This window comes from Paenibacillus sp. Soil750 (assembly GCF_001428045.1).
In the GTDB taxonomy this organism is placed as follows: Bacteria; Bacillota; Bacilli; order Paenibacillales; family NBRC-103111; genus Paenibacillus_E; species Paenibacillus_E allorhizoplanae.
This window is the reverse complement of the sequence record NZ_LMSD01000014.1, coordinates 23,988-38,199: the sequence shown is the minus strand read 5'-3', so window position 1 is coordinate 38,199 and position 14,212 is coordinate 23,988. Positions and strand designations below refer to the sequence as shown.

The following is a 14,212-nucleotide window of genomic DNA, read 5'->3' as shown; positions in this document are numbered from 1 at the left end:
TCTCTTATTTTAAACTAAAATTCGCCGCATGCGGGAACTATTTGCAGCGAAAAACCCGAAAACCCGATAGATTCGGGCTCTCAGGTCATCTTATAAGATTACTTCGCGGATGCGGCAATTTTCTTCGTGTTGGATTCAAATTCTTTTTGTTGGTAAGCTTTCACTTTATCCAATCCAGCTGCTTGGCGATCCTTTTGGTATTTATCGAACAGTTGATCGAATTCGGCATCCGTCTTGGCTAAAAGCAGCTTCGGAAGCGTTTTGCCCCACGCCTGGGCGATTTTCGTATTGGCAATTCCCTCTTCCGATGTCCCTGTTGGCACAATATTATCGTATTGCGAGAAGCTCTTCGACTTGCCCTTCGTCCACTCTTCCGGTTGTTTGATTGGTTCCACGCTAGGCGGCGCCCATTGCAGATTCATGTTGGTATCCATGAGCATCCAGAAGGTATAGGACGAGCCGTATTTTTTATCAAAAGCTGCCCGGTCTTTATTCATAAGATCCAGCACTTCTGGCTTAAATTGATCTTTGCCATTGATGGTGTCATAGCTGACGCCTTTTTCACCAAGGTACAGATCTTTATTTCCTTCCTCACTAATGAGGTAGCTCAAGAATTTAATTGCTCTTGCTTTGTCCTTCACGTCTTTGGAAATCAAGGTCACTGTCCAACCTGAGATACCAGGACCTGCTAGGGTTGGCGGGCTTTTTGCAGCATTAGCTGGACCGTCTACGGCGATGTAGACTTTGTTCGGATCTTTTTGGTATAGGGAAATATTTTGATTCGCTAAATCAGAACGTTGATACAACATGGCGAAATAACGGCCTTGGGCAATCTTTTCTTCCATTTGAGGACGCTTGTCGATAAAAATATCTTTAGCCAGCAAGCCCATTTCATTGGCTTTACGGAACGTTTTGAGCCAACTCACGAACTCTGGATCTGTGGAACGATCGTAGAGCTTATTATCTTTTTCATACGGAATCGCTAAGAAATTCTGCAGCATGGAACCATTTTGACCAGCATCCAGCAGTGAACTATTCCCTAAGTCTCCGAACTCATGCAAACCTAGCGGAATCAGCGGCTGACCGTTCACATCAGGGAACTTCTCTTTCGCAGCCTTAAGCGCGTTCAGGAACCCTTCTTGTGTTCTCATATCCGGTTTACCGATCGCCTCATACATATCTTTGCGCACAAGGAACGTTTGGTTGGATACGAAGTTTTGCCCGTATTTCTTATAGTCCTCAGAGGAGGAGGATGCGTTCGGATAGCCGTAGAAATTACCATCTTTCTGTGTGTACCACGATGTCTTAGCAGGGTCAGCCACCTTAATGAAATAAGGATCATACTGTTTGGCAAGCTCATTTAGCGGAAGCACCATATTCCCTTCGATCATTTTCTTCACAGCATCTTCGTACCAACCTAGCGTGATAAAATCAGGCAGCTTCCCGGAAGCAATCATCGTATTCAGCTTCTCGTTCTCATTGCCAGCAGGGACGATAAAGTTGATATTCACACCGGTTTTCTTAGTTATGTACTGCGAGGTGGCATCAACGCCCCATTTATTCGGAAACCAAGAAAAGTTAAGATACCAATCGAACGTAATCGGCTTCGTATCGGATTTCCAACCTGGATCATTTGCGTTAGCCACAGGTGCAGCGGATTGTGCTGCAACTTTATCTGCTGCTTTGGTAGCCTCTGGGCTTGCGGTGCTGGTGTTGGTCTCTTTATCCGTTGTACAGGCAGTTATTGAAAAAGCTGTAAATAAAGCAAGTAAGGTCGTTAGCGTTTTGCGTGGTTTCCTCATTGGCGTTTCCCCTTTTCGAATTCATTATGTGTAATCTCTGTTCGATTAACAGAGCTGGCCACCTGTGTTACGTGAAGATTAACCTGATTAGCCTTTAATGGAGCCAATCATAAAACCTTTTACAAAATACTTCTGTAAGAATGGATAGACCAACACAATAGGTAAGGTGGTCACAACCATCGTTGCGAGCTTAATTGACTGAGACGATACCGTCTTCGCCACACTTCCCGTCGTTGCAGCCATCATTTGATTGGAGCTGGACTGTGCAACGACCCGATAGAGATACGTCTGGATCGGTTGAAGTTCGCTTTTGTTAATATAAATCATCCCGGTAAAGTAATCATTCCATTGATAGACGCCGTGAAAGAGCGCAATCGTAGCGACGACAGGCATGGACACCGGCAGGATAATTTGGTAAAAGATTTTGAAATCATTCGCCCCATCAATTTTGGCGGCTTCCTCCAAGGCATCTGGGATCTCTCGAAAGAAAGATAAGAAGATAATGAGATCGAAAAAACTGAACATCGCCGGAATGATATACACCAGGAAGCTGTCGAGCATCCCTAAATCTCGAATTAACAAGTAATACGGAATTAAGCCTCCGCTGAAAAATAAGGTTACCGTACCGATCAGCATGTAGACGTTGCGACCGATTAACTCTTTGCGGGAAAATGCGTAGGCAACCATCGCTGTAAAAAGCACGTGAACCACGGTACCTATCAGCGTTTTCGCTACGGTTACGCCCATCGCCAGCATGATGCCATTATTCGCAAATACAGCCCTATAGCTGTCGATGCTGAACACCCGTGGCCACCAATAGATCCCTCCTCGCATGGCGTCATTTCCTTCATTGAAGGAATTGACGAGCACATACCAAATCGGGTAAATGGTAACGAAGCAGATGACTAGCATGAATATAAAGTTGAAATAATCGAATGCAGCCTCTTTGTAGGTTCTGCGATTCAGGGAAAGCATCGTTGGCTCACCTCCTTGCCTAGAAGCATTATGATTTTAAAATAAGGATGTGTTATTGAGTCGTTTGGTAATGAAATTCGCCGAAAGCAGTAAAATAAGTGAGATGAGAGACTTAATTAAGCCGACCGCAGTAGCATAGGAAAAACGGCTCTGACGAAGGCCTACTTCATATACATACACATCAATTACGTTGCTGGCGCTGGCGTTCAGTTGGTTTTTGAGTACGAGAATTTGGTCGAAGTTGGAGTTCAGGATACCGCTCACAGACAAAATGAACAAGATTGTAATCGTTCCTTTAATGGATGGAAGCGTCACGTAGAACATTTTCTGAAAACGTCCTGCCCCATCAATCGTAGCCGCCTCATACATATCTGGCGATACGCCGGACATCGCAGCGAGGTAGATAATCGCCGACCAGCCAAGTTCCTTCCAGATATCGGAGGTGATGATAATACTCCAGAAATATGAAGGCTCTGCGAGATAACTGACAGGCTCTTGGATGATATTGAGCGCTAGGAGAACTTTATTGACTAAGCCCACGTCAGCTAACCATGTGGCAAGTATGCCACCGAGAATAACCCAAGATAAGAAGTGGGGTAAATAGGATATGGTTTGGACCAGCTTTTTAAAACGGATAGAACGGAGTTCATTCAGAAATAACGCGAACACAATGGGAAGCGGAAAACCAATGACGAGCTTGAGTACGCTCATCCCGACGGTATTTTTAATAACACTGGCTAAATTGTCGTCTTCCAGAAAAGCCTTGAAGTGCTCAAGCCCTGCCCAGGGTGCTGCGGATATGGGTTTCACAATATTGAAATCCTTGAAGGCAATGAGGATCCCGTACATGGGGACATAGTGAAAAATGATCATCCACGCGACGCCCAGCAGCGCCATCACCTGCAAATATCGCTGTGCGTATGCGATGCGGAGCAGCCTCGAGGCAGATTTGCGGAATGGGACTGACTTGTGATTCGGAGTGACGATTTCCGTCTCCGTCTTCATTTCTGGCTGCACCTCCTGTGTCTTCGTCCTTGTAAGCACTTTCACTTTACTCATTATAGGTCTTCTATTCCGGCGATGTAAGGCTTCAAATTTCAGCTATGGTTACTATTTTTTGGGTGACATCTACTCCTAATCCTCCTTCTACTCCTAAAATCGCTTCAACCATCCAGCCTATTCTACGCCGCACTAAACAAATTAATGGATTTTATGTAGCTAATTTTACTACTTCTCCCCAAACGACCTTTTCCATCTATTCGCTAAATCTTAGATAATACGGCAATATTAGCTGCATATTTTACGGTTTTGATTATAAAAAAAGACCCAAGGCATATTTGGCCTCGGGTCTTCTTCGATTAGGTTTACTTACTTGCTGGTACAACTGACGGCTCTGACGGTAACTCCCTCACTGCTGGAGCTGCTGTTGGGACTGCTACTGGAGCTGATCTTGGCTTCCTCACTTCTTGGGATGCCGCTGGTGCTGATTCGGGCTTCCTCACTTCTTGGACTGCTGATGGCACTGCTCCTGGCTTTCTTACTTCTGGTACTGCTACTGGTGCAGCTGCTGATTCGGGCTTCCTTACCTCTTGAGCTGGTGCAGGTGCTGGTGCAGATCTGGATCCCTCCGTCACCTGAGCAGGTGCAGTTGTAGGCGCTGGACTTGACTCCACTGTCGGAGTAGTTGGAGCAGTTGGTGTCACTACGTCGGTCGTCTTGGTTTCGCCTGCGGTTTCAACTGAGGTATTCTTTTCCGTCCCTGTTGTTAGCGCACTTGTATCCGTTGTCTTCTGATCAACAATCGGCGAATTCGATTCCATTGCTGATTTCTTATCTACACTCGCATTCGTCAACGAGCAACCACTAATGATGAGAATGGCAGCTAAACCAAGGAACGACCACCGGTAGGAATTAAATTGAAACTGTTTAATCATCATAATTCTCCTCTTTAACTGTGACTTGTTTCCGGATAAATGAACATTACCTGGGACACTTATGGGTCGCACATAGCTTTCCAATAATTGAATGAGTGTATATCCGTATTCTTCTCTTCGAGCCGGTTCTATATAAGAAAGGGCTAAAGCATCGCTTGCAATCTCCTGGTCCTCACGCATCCGTTGATGCGCGTACCAAAGTACAGGGTTGAACCAATGAATAATCAACAGAAATTGCATCAGCCAATTGACACCAATATCATTTCGTTTGCAATGTGCCAGTTCATGTAGAAAGACATGCCGTAATTGCTCATGGTTTAAACTGTTAATGACCGACTGCGGTATGACTAAACAGGGATTCCTGAAGCCAAATAACGTAGGCATCGACAATTTGTCTGATACCACTAATGTGACCGGTTTATGTATCGACATTAGCTGTCGGCTCTGAGTGAATAACTGTAATATGCCGATGTCTGTGATCGGTCTCGTTTCTTTCCTTATTTTCAGCGCAAATTTACGGTTGATCACGAAGGTATATATCGCAAATAGGACAATTCCAAGCACCCATACGTACATCGCATATTTATACAAAATATTCGACAACGAGTCACCAATTGCCAATTCCTCATGTGTTCCTATTTCATTTGCTGGATTGATTTCGTAAATCGTATCAGGGTAGGATAACCAATTATAAATGCTTAAATTGCTCTCCAAGTGCCAAGGCAGGAGCAGTCTTACGAGTACCAACAACCACATGAGATAGTGCCATCTAGGTTTAATCCGTTTATGCAGGATGCGCTGAATCAGCATAATGAACACAACTGTAATGGTTGCCATGATCGATACCGATAGGATCCATTCAAAAAAACCTATAAGAAGTTCACTCATTGGGTTCACCTTCATCCCTCCCTTCTTTCCTAGAAGTGGAACCTTGCTGTAGCACTTGTCATTTGTTTTTACCGTCAAGCATCTCTCTTAACTCTTTGATATCTTCCTCCGACAATTGCTCCTCTTTCAAAAAATTAACAAGCATTGGCTTAAAGGCCCCGCCATAAATTCTTTTCAGAAAAGATTGTGTCTCCGACTTCACACACTCGCCCTCAGAGACCAAAGGGAAATAAGCATACACCCTGTTCTCTTGCGTAAACGAGATCGCCTGCTTCTGCGCTAGCCTGTTCAATAGGGTTCGAATCGTTTTGGGTTTCCACTCTGTCCGCTCCTGCATAGCATCAATAACTTCATTGGCTGTGCGTGGTGATTCGTTCCAGAGTACCTTCATAACTTCCCATTCGGCATCCGTAATATGAGGGACCGTCTTCACATCGTTTCCTCCTTTCGGTTGGATTACAACTGTAATACAACTTGAATATTACAGTTGTAATCCAACGTTGTCAAGCTGCGTAAGTTTAAGAAATAGAAAAAGAAAAAAACTATCCATGTTTAACATGGATAGTCTCTGAACCCTAACACCTAAATGCCTGGAATCGGAACACGCTTGTGCTCGGTTTTCACATATTGCTTCTCCAGCTTTTCTTGAATCGCTGGATCAATTTGCTTGCCTTCGAGATAGTCGCTGTTATCACCGTAGGTGATGCCTAGCTCGTCCTCGTCGGTTTGACCATCCCAAAGGCCCGCTGTAGGAGCTTTGTCTAGCACGCTTTGCGGTACACCGATCTTCGCAGCGAGCGAGCGCACTTGGCGCTTGTTCAGCGTGCTCAGCGGTGTAATGTCAACTGCGCCGTCGCCGTACTTCGTATAGAAGCCGGTGACCGCTTCGGAGGCATGATCCGTGCCCACGACGATCAAGCCTAGCTCAAAAGCCAAGGCATACTGCATCACCATGCGCGTCCGTGCCTTGATGTTGCCTTTGCCGCCGCGGCTCACATGCTGGTGAACGCCGATGTGCTTGAGCCCGTATTCGACTTCGATCGCAATCTCGTCGACGGACTCTTCGATATTGTTCTCGATTTGGTATTTCAAATCGAAGGCTTTTGCCACTGCGTAGCTATCTTCGATGTCAACTTGTTGGCCATAAGGCTGGAACACGCCGACGGTTTTGTATTCTTTGCCTTTTTCCGCTGTTAGCTCGTCTGTAGCTTGCTTACACAGTCCTGCTGCTACCGCGCTGTCGATACCGCCGCTAATCGCGATCAGCAGACCGTTCGCGTGCGCGCCAAGCACGTAATTTTTCAGGAAATCCACACGTTTGCGAATCTCTTCATCAATATCAATTTCAGGTTTAACGCCGAGCTTTGCGATAATTTCAGCTTGTAAACTCATGCAACTCTCCACCTTTTATCTAAATTTTGGAATGATGCCTTCTTTGAGATCTAGTATAGACTTTCGGCTCCCAAATTTCAAAGTGTAATCCACACTAAATACAAAAACAGCGGACAGGGGCTATGCGGTACGTGTAGATAGTCGATAATATCGACTATCTACACCGGCGGGCCCACGAAGACGTACGAGATAGTCGGTTTTTCCGACTATCTTCACCCGCACACCCCTAAACACTACGAGTTAGTCGGTTTCTCCGACTAACTCCACTCACAAGGCCCCTAGACCCCCGAGTTAGTCGGTTTTTCCGACTATCTCCACCCGCTGAGGCGCCTTTCCACTCGCGTTAGTCGGTTTTTCCGACTATCTCCACCCGCTGAGGCGCCTTTTCACTCGCGTTAGTCGATTTTTTCGACTATCTCCACCCGCGGGGGCGCCTTTTCACTCGCGTTAGTCGATTTTTTCGACTATCTCCACCCGCTGAGGCGCCCTTCCACTCGCGTTAGTCGGTTTCTCCGACTATCTACACCCGTGGGGGCGCCTTTTCACTCACGTTAGTCGATTTTTTAGACTATCTACACCCTACGTGCCTCTGGGCACACCAAAAAGAAAAAAGCCCACCTGCTCATTGGCAGGTAGGGCCTATATGCCTAACAATTATTATTTGCAATATTGTTCAAAAGCACCAATCAAATCGCCAGCGATCATGTCTGCGGAACGATCTTCGATTTGGTGACGTTGAATGAAGTGAGCTAGCTCACCGTTCTTGAACAACGCGATGGATGGGGATGATGGCGGGTATGGCGCCAAGTACTCACGCGCTTTTGCCGTAGCATCCTTCTCTTGACCAGCGAACACGGTGTATGTGTAAGTTGGCGTTGTATCGTTTTGCAGAGCTTTTGCAACACCTGGACGACATTGACCAGCTGCACAGCCACAAACGGAATTCACGACAAGCAGCATCGTGCCATCCTTGGATTTCTCAATTGCTTCCTCAACTTGCTCAGGAGTCAGAAGCTCCGTAATTCCCAGACGAGTCAAATCTTCTCTCATCGGTTTAACCATATCTTTCATGTATGAATCAAAAGACATTGCCATATGTGCCACCCCTTAGGATTTAATAGTTACTCTTAAAACGTAATGACTATAACTTATATTATACATCCGTTAGCGGTGAAAGCAAAGTCCAATGTCTCTTGATAAAAATAGAAATAAAGCGAAAGCTGTTTAGGCTTCCGCTTTATCATCCTTATCATTCTCGATATCTTGACCCGGTTCGTAGGCAACATTTTTATCCGGATGGGTGAAAATACCACTTTGCGGCTTGATGCCTTCTTCAAATAGTTCGCGATTCTCTGCGCTTTGGAAACCAACATCCTTAAAGGGATGCACCCACTGGTCGCCTGCCATGACTTCGGGGTTGGTATCTGATGTCCATTGTTCCAGAGGGGAATTGTCAGATTCATAATCATGATCACCGATCGTAACCCCATACTCATTCACAAATGGTGCACGCGGGCCTCTCCCTTGCTCAAACTGCGGCAGAAAATCGATCTCAAAAGGATCTAGCTCACTCTGGTCCTTCGAAGAGGCGGCTGATTTCTTCTGATCTTGACTCATGTGGATGGGCGGTTGGGGCCGTCCAATTTTTTATCATAGCCCTCTTTACTTGCAGGTTTTTTATCACGCTGTTGATTTTGCTGTTCTTGCTGGATTTGCGTTTTGGAATCATTCTGACTCATATCCATCAGCTCCCTTCTGCCCGTAGTATGTGACAAAACAGGGAGATTCATTCCAATAATCATCATGAGTAGATTCAGTAACTGTCCAGGGGTGAGATACAAAGCAGTGGGCTCCGCTAATGCGAAAAAGCTCGCAACCATCCCCGCTGCACCACAATAAAACAAGGTGATCTTCAGCAGCTTGCCTGTTCCTAGAACGGTTGTCGAACGAACTGTCCACAACTGCTGCCACACCAGTAAAGGTACCAATAAGATCGCCAGGTACGCATGATGGGGATGAAATCTCGACACCGTACCCTCCACACCAATTCCCCAGGGCAATTGGGTTGGCAGCCCGAATGAAGGCGTCAAAGCCGCATATAGGAACACCGCTGACGCAGCACCAATCGCGAGCATATCCAATAAAACTCGCCAAGCAATACCATGCTTACGCACCTGATACGTTAAGTAGATGTACGCTAGTACGATGCCTACCACGATCTCCATCCTAGAGCCTGCTGTCAAAAGCAGCTTCATCGGGCTTTCCCATAGCAGGGATGGCTGTGTCAACAGACTACCCAAGCGCCAAGTAAAGAACACGATCAAGACACTGTTCAAAATCAGATCATCCATACCTTTCACGGCTCTCCGATCCGTATCGGGCCCTTCCAGCTCCACCCGATTCCATTGCCGCACTACACGCCGCATCAGCCAAAACCCGAGCACACAAGCCAACAACAACGCGACTAACTGCCCCTGCAATTGCAGCGGTCCGATTTGTACCACTTCAGGCATAGGTGACCTCCGACTCTTTTTCCCTAAACATAACATTAATGCACTTAACTTTCGACAAGACGCTTACTATTTCCTGGGAAATTTTGCAGAAGAGCGTGAACGTTTGTCAAAACCCCTCGAACTTACTGATGAACGATCTCCAGAGTTCTTTGTCCCCATCCTATTTCCCGACAAAAGGAAACAACAGCTTCTGATTCTCATTCGTATACATATTCTCCTTGGTGATGACCTCAGAGCCCGTATCCATCATACGTTTTACCATTTCCCCACGATGAGCCTGGAGCGCAGTTTTGACAGCGAGATATCCCATGTTAAAAGGCTTCTGCACGACCGTTGCTTGCAAAATCCCAGCCTCAAGGAAGGAAATTTCATTCATTGAGCTGTCGAAGCCGACAAGCTTTATCGTTCGCCCAGGGTCCATCTCCTTCAGGGCCCTCCCGGCGCCAATAGTCGAAACCTCATTCAAACCAAAAATGCCTTTGATTTCCGAGTGCTCCCTGAGAAGTTCCATCGTTTGCTCATACGCCTTGTCTTCAGATCCGTTACTATACAACGAATCTAGCAGCTTAACGGAAGCATCACTGTTCAAGCTATCCCGCACCCCGTTTTCGCGATCCATCTGGGTGGTCGAGGTTTTCACAAAGCTAACGATTGCGTACGTTGCTGGCCCTTGCACATAACCCTTCATCGTTTCCACAGCTTTGCGCCCTGCCGCGTAATTATCCGTTGCAATAAAGCTCTCCGATACGCCTCCCGCAAGACCTGAATCGACCGTGATCAGCGTAATACCTGCATCTATCGCACGCCGAGCAACAGGAACTAGCCGATTGTAATCCGTTGCCGCCAGGATAATCGCCTTCGGCTTCTCCTCTATGGCTTGTTCCACAAGTTTAATCTGTTCCTCGATTTGTGATTCCGAAGCGGTTCCCACGATCTTAATCTCTGCATTATACTCTTTCGCGGCTGCAAATACGCCTTGATTCAACACCTGCCAGAATTCCACATGTGGATCAATCGTCTTGGGGATCACAATAATTGAATTGTTCTTGGCACCAAATTGGTTAGCGAAGACTAGAAATCCCGTGATCCCAATAACGGCAGCGGCAAACGTAATCACAACAGCACTCACTCTAATTTTCAAAAAAACACCTCACTTCTAACCTTCACTTTGACCCTGAACGGGCGGCATTTCAGGAAACGTAATCGTGACTGTCGTACCCCCTTCGAGTTCGCTTTCGAATTGCAACCCGTACAGCTCTCCAAAGTACAGCTGAATGCGGTGATTCACATTTTGCAAACCGAATCCTTTACCTGATTGTGATTGATGCGTCGTTTTCAGCCTTAAAGCCTTCAACTGCTCCTCGCTCATGCCAACGCCGTTATCCATAACCTTAAGCTCGATGACACCGTCCGACTTCCGCCCGGTAATACGGATATGCCCGCTTTCTGCCAGATGCTTCATGCCATGATAGATCGCGTTTTCCACGAGCGGCTGCAGCACGATTTTCAAACTACGATCCTCCAATAGATCCGCATCCACCTCGATGTCGTACGTGAATTTATTGCGGTAACGGATATTTTGTATCGTTAAATAGTTCTCAATATGAGCCAATTCCACGCGAATAGGAACGAGTTCCTCCCCTTTGCTAATGCTCGAACGCAGCAGCTTGGACAAAGCAGAAGTCATCGTCACGACATCATCGACTTTCCCCATCTCGGCCATCCAAATAATCGAATCCAGTGTATTGTATAAAAAATGAGGCTGAATCTGCGCCTGCAAGGCCTTCAGTTCGCTAATTCGTTTGACCTCTTGATCTAGTACCGTCTGGCTCATCAGCTCTTTGATTTTGCTAATCATCAGATTGAACGTCCGTGACAGCTTGCTAATCTCATTCGCGCCTTCCACATCGACACGGATATCGAAGTTCCCCTTCTCCACCTGCTTCATGTGCACTTCGAGCTGTTTAATCGGTTTGGTCAACGTGATCGACAGCCAAATCGAAATCGCCAACGCAATAATAAGCGCAATCCCTCCCCACATGGCGGAGGTCAGCTGCATTTCTTTTTTGTTCCCACTGAGGTCACCAGCATAGGTTACGCCAATCATTTTCCAACCAAAGCTCGTTGTTCGCACGGTATAGATCTTATTTTCGTCTGTCGCCACCGTCTCGAACGTGCTATCCTGGGATTGCATCAATGCCCGGATATCCTCGGATTTCAAGCCCGAATACAGCAGCTGCTGCTGAGGATGATAAATAAGATCGCCGCTCTGATCGAGAATGAATACGTACCCCCGCTGACCTAATTGAATTTGATTACACAAATCATTAATCAGGTTAAAATTCAGATCAACCAGCAGTACCCCGCTTGCGCCGCCTGGCTGCGGACTTGGCATCTGTTTCGAGATTGAAACGACCCATTTATATTCATTTTGATACACATGCTGCACATGGGAGGAGGAAATGACGATATCTCCCTTGCTCCTACTCGCTTTGGTGTACCATTCCTGTGAAATCAACTCGGCATAAGACTTAAATTCAGGTGACACCCGATCCGATACAACAGCACCATTCGAACCGATGAACACAATGGAAGCGATATCATTTCGCGACGCAACGATTGTGCTGAAATAGCTGCTGATCTGGCGCTTCAACTGCTGCGCTTCTGCATCCTGCGGATTTTTCATAGAGAGATATTGCTTCAGGTCCGTATTGCTCAAAGAAAGCGTAGAAATGCTCTCCATATTGCCAATATAAGTTTGGATATTCTTATTCACTTGCTCAATCAGTTGGTTCGTATAGGTCAGCGAGGCATCCGTTACGGCGACTGTCGAGAGCCGATAGGCGCTATAGCTGAGAATGACGGTTGTACATAAAATTAAACAAGAAAAGGCCAACGCGAACTTCGTATGAATGCTTTTGAATTGAAAAGATCGAAGTAGACTTCTCATAAGCTCAGCCCAGCCTTATTGACGGCTCTGAACTCCTTCGGGGTCATACCCGTATGTCTTTTGAAAATAACACTAAAATATTGCGGATCACCATAACCTACCTTCGCTGCAAGTTCATATGTTTTGAGCTGCGTGGTGGCTAGCATTTCTTTGGCTTTATCTAACCGGTATCGGGTCACATACTCAATGAAAGTCTCCCCCGTATAAGGCTTAAATAACGCGCTGAAATAGCTCATACTCATATAGATATGATTGCAAACCTGCTGCAGCGAAAGCTGCTCATCGGCATAATGCTCATGAATATAGGCAACAGCCGACTCCAACTGCGCCCCTGACACATGCGTACGTTTCTCTGCAAGCCGATCTACGAACGCTAAACAAATGCCCTCTAACCACAGCCGCACATCATCTAATGTCTTGCGTGTGTAGAGTTCCATGAACGAATGATCGCCAAGCACATCTCCATCATCCAACCCCGTCTCCACCCCAGCATTCATCAGGGCGACGAGCAGTTTGTGGAGCTTGCCGTAGCAAGATTCCATCGGACACGCCGACTTCTTCAAATCGTCGATCCACTCGTGCAGAGTGTTCGTGATGGCAGTCTTTTCACCTGTTTTGATCGCTGCGATCAATCTCTTCTCTGTACGTAAATAGCTCGAGTTATCTTGGCTGCTCCCGAACTCCATATCTCCAATAGCGATGATGCGATTATTCCCTAACATAAAGCGGTAATCCAATGCGGCAAGCGCTTCTTGAAAAGCCTTCGGCAGCTCCTGCAGTCCCTTGTACATGCGGCTAATGCCTACTGTAACGGTCATGCCCAAATATTTCTCAATACTGTATCTAGCTTGCTCGGCAAGCGTCTGACCGATGACCTCGACCTGGTTCTCACTGCCCGAAACGAGACCGACAAGCTTATCATCACGAGTCCGAAAAACAGTACCGCCATGCTCCTTCTCTACAATTTCATGCAAAATATTATAAACCGCAAATCGCAGCAGCTCCTCTTCCGCCACTTGGTCGCTGTACAGCTCCCTGCCAAAATCATCTATGTCGAGTGCTAGGACAGTATGTCCGGCACCCTCTAAGTGCAGACCGAACATCGGAAGCTTTCGCGCGATCTCGTCTTGCCGCATGCCGGACGTGACCAACCGTTCCAGAAACCGCTCGCGCAGCAAGGGCATACTCTCTTGAAATTGGTGGCGAAGGAACGTGATGTCCTCGTGCTGCCTGCGCTCCTCATCCAGCTCGAGGCATAGCTTCTGCAGAAATTCCGTAAATTCTGCGCTATTGATCGGCTTCAGCAAATAGTCCTTTACCTTCAGCTTAATCGCTTGCTTGGCATAGTCAAAATCCTCGTAACCGGTTACAATGACGACTTTAATCGTACGGTACTTGGCGACAATCCGCTCCGTGAGCTGAAGTCCGTCCATGAACGGCATATTAATGTCGGTGATAACGACGTCTGGCTGCAGCCGCTCAACCGCCTCGTAGGCGTCACGGCCATTATCGTAATCGCCGACAAGCTGGAAGCCGCAAGCTTCCCAGTTCGTCTTCTTCTTGATGCCTTCTCTGACTTCATCCTCATCATCTATCATGATGATTGTGTACATGGTCCGTTCACCTCTGGCTACATCGAATTAGGCTCTATGTGTATTGTACACAGCAGTCCCAGTAACTGGCAATGCATACTCCTTAGTCGATGCGCTGATAAACGCGCAAAAGAGGCTGCATGCTTACAGCCCCTATCGCTTGTAT

Annotated in this window: 12 protein-coding genes; all 12 read right to left on the bottom strand. The window is 46.7% G+C overall.

What is annotated here, in order from left to right:
* Positions 1 to 98: 98 nt before the first annotated feature.
* Positions 99 to 1,802 (bottom strand): extracellular solute-binding protein, encoded by a 1,704-nt coding sequence (locus ASL11_RS17845; protein WP_056617492.1) that lies wholly within the window; start codon positions 1,800 to 1,802, stop codon positions 99 to 101.
* 87 nt (positions 1,803 to 1,889) lie between these two features.
* The gene (locus ASL11_RS17840) at positions 1,890 to 2,777 is read right to left on the bottom strand and encodes a carbohydrate ABC transporter permease (RefSeq protein ID WP_056617488.1); all 888 of its coding nucleotides are present in this window, start codon (positions 2,775 to 2,777) and stop codon (positions 1,890 to 1,892) included.
* A gap of 36 nt (positions 2,778 to 2,813) precedes the next feature.
* Positions 2,814 to 3,782, bottom strand: a complete 969-nt coding sequence (locus tag ASL11_RS17835; protein WP_056617659.1) for an ABC transporter permease — start codon at positions 3,780 to 3,782, stop codon at positions 2,814 to 2,816.
* A gap of 359 nt (positions 3,783 to 4,141) precedes the next feature.
* A complete protein-coding gene (locus ASL11_RS17830) occupies positions 4,142 to 5,599 on the bottom strand; it encodes a M56 family metallopeptidase (RefSeq protein WP_235550506.1) in 1,458 nt (485 codons plus the stop codon).
* A gap of 58 nt (positions 5,600 to 5,657) precedes the next feature.
* A complete protein-coding gene (locus ASL11_RS17825) occupies positions 5,658 to 5,990 on the bottom strand; it encodes a BlaI/MecI/CopY family transcriptional regulator (RefSeq protein WP_063795619.1) in 333 nt (110 codons plus the stop codon).
* A 191-nt stretch (positions 5,991 to 6,181) separates the two neighbouring features.
* On the bottom strand, positions 6,182 to 6,991 hold the full coding sequence (gene nadE, locus ASL11_RS17820) for an ammonia-dependent NAD(+) synthetase (RefSeq protein ID WP_056617478.1): 810 nt from the start codon (positions 6,989 to 6,991) through the stop codon (positions 6,182 to 6,184).
* Positions 6,992 to 7,648: 657 nt separating this feature from the next.
* Positions 7,649 to 8,086, bottom strand: coding sequence for a BrxA/BrxB family bacilliredoxin (locus ASL11_RS17815; protein ID WP_028555397.1), 438 nt, complete (start codon positions 8,084 to 8,086; stop codon positions 7,649 to 7,651).
* 129 nt (positions 8,087 to 8,215) lie between these two features.
* On the bottom strand, positions 8,216 to 8,608 hold the full coding sequence (locus tag ASL11_RS17810; RefSeq protein WP_056617476.1) for a DUF3905 domain-containing protein: 393 nt from the start codon (positions 8,606 to 8,608) through the stop codon (positions 8,216 to 8,218).
* On the bottom strand, positions 8,605 to 9,504 hold the full coding sequence (locus ASL11_RS17805) for a prolipoprotein diacylglyceryl transferase family protein (protein ID WP_056617473.1): 900 nt from the start codon (positions 9,502 to 9,504) through the stop codon (positions 8,605 to 8,607). The genes ASL11_RS17810 and ASL11_RS17805 overlap by 4 nt, the downstream gene beginning before the upstream one ends.
* Positions 9,505 to 9,664: 160 nt before the next feature.
* Positions 9,665 to 10,645, bottom strand: coding sequence for a substrate-binding domain-containing protein (locus tag ASL11_RS17800; RefSeq protein WP_063795616.1), 981 nt, complete (start codon positions 10,643 to 10,645; stop codon positions 9,665 to 9,667).
* 15 nt (positions 10,646 to 10,660) lie between these two features.
* On the bottom strand, positions 10,661 to 12,454 hold the full coding sequence (locus ASL11_RS17795; protein WP_056617467.1) for a cache domain-containing sensor histidine kinase: 1,794 nt from the start codon (positions 12,452 to 12,454) through the stop codon (positions 10,661 to 10,663).
* Positions 12,451 to 14,067, bottom strand: a complete 1,617-nt coding sequence (locus ASL11_RS17790) for a response regulator (protein ID WP_056617464.1) — start codon at positions 14,065 to 14,067, stop codon at positions 12,451 to 12,453. The genes ASL11_RS17795 and ASL11_RS17790 overlap by 4 nt, the downstream gene beginning before the upstream one ends.
* Positions 14,068 to 14,212: the final 145 nt, after the last annotated feature.

Coding starts and splice junctions, on each gene's coding strand:
- ASL11_RS17845 (WP_056617492.1), bottom strand. CDS start 1,802: ATGAGGAAACCACGCAAAACGCTAACGACCTTACTTGCTTTATTTACA.
- ASL11_RS17840 (WP_056617488.1), bottom strand. CDS start 2,777: ATGCTTTCCCTGAATCGCAGAACCTACAAAGAGGCTGCATTCGATTAT.
- ASL11_RS17835 (WP_056617659.1), bottom strand. CDS start 3,782: ATGAAGACGGAGACGGAAATCGTCACTCCGAATCACAAGTCAGTCCCA.
- ASL11_RS17830 (WP_235550506.1), bottom strand. CDS start 5,599: ATGAGTGAACTTCTTATAGGTTTTTTTGAATGGATCCTATCGGTATCG.
- ASL11_RS17825 (WP_063795619.1), bottom strand. CDS start 5,990: ATGAAGGTACTCTGGAACGAATCACCACGCACAGCCAATGAAGTTATT.
- nadE (WP_056617478.1), bottom strand. CDS start 6,991: ATGAGTTTACAAGCTGAAATTATCGCAAAGCTCGGCGTTAAACCTGAA.
- ASL11_RS17815 (WP_028555397.1), bottom strand. CDS start 8,086: ATGGCAATGTCTTTTGATTCATACATGAAAGATATGGTTAAACCGATG.
- ASL11_RS17810 (WP_056617476.1), bottom strand. CDS start 8,608: ATGAGTCAAGATCAGAAGAAATCAGCCGCCTCTTCGAAGGACCAGAGT.
- ASL11_RS17805 (WP_056617473.1), bottom strand. CDS start 9,504: ATGCCTGAAGTGGTACAAATCGGACCGCTGCAATTGCAGGGGCAGTTA.
- ASL11_RS17795 (WP_056617467.1), bottom strand. CDS start 12,454: ATGAGAAGTCTACTTCGATCTTTTCAATTCAAAAGCATTCATACGAAG.
- ASL11_RS17790 (WP_056617464.1), bottom strand. CDS start 14,067: ATGTACACAATCATCATGATAGATGATGAGGATGAAGTCAGAGAAGGC.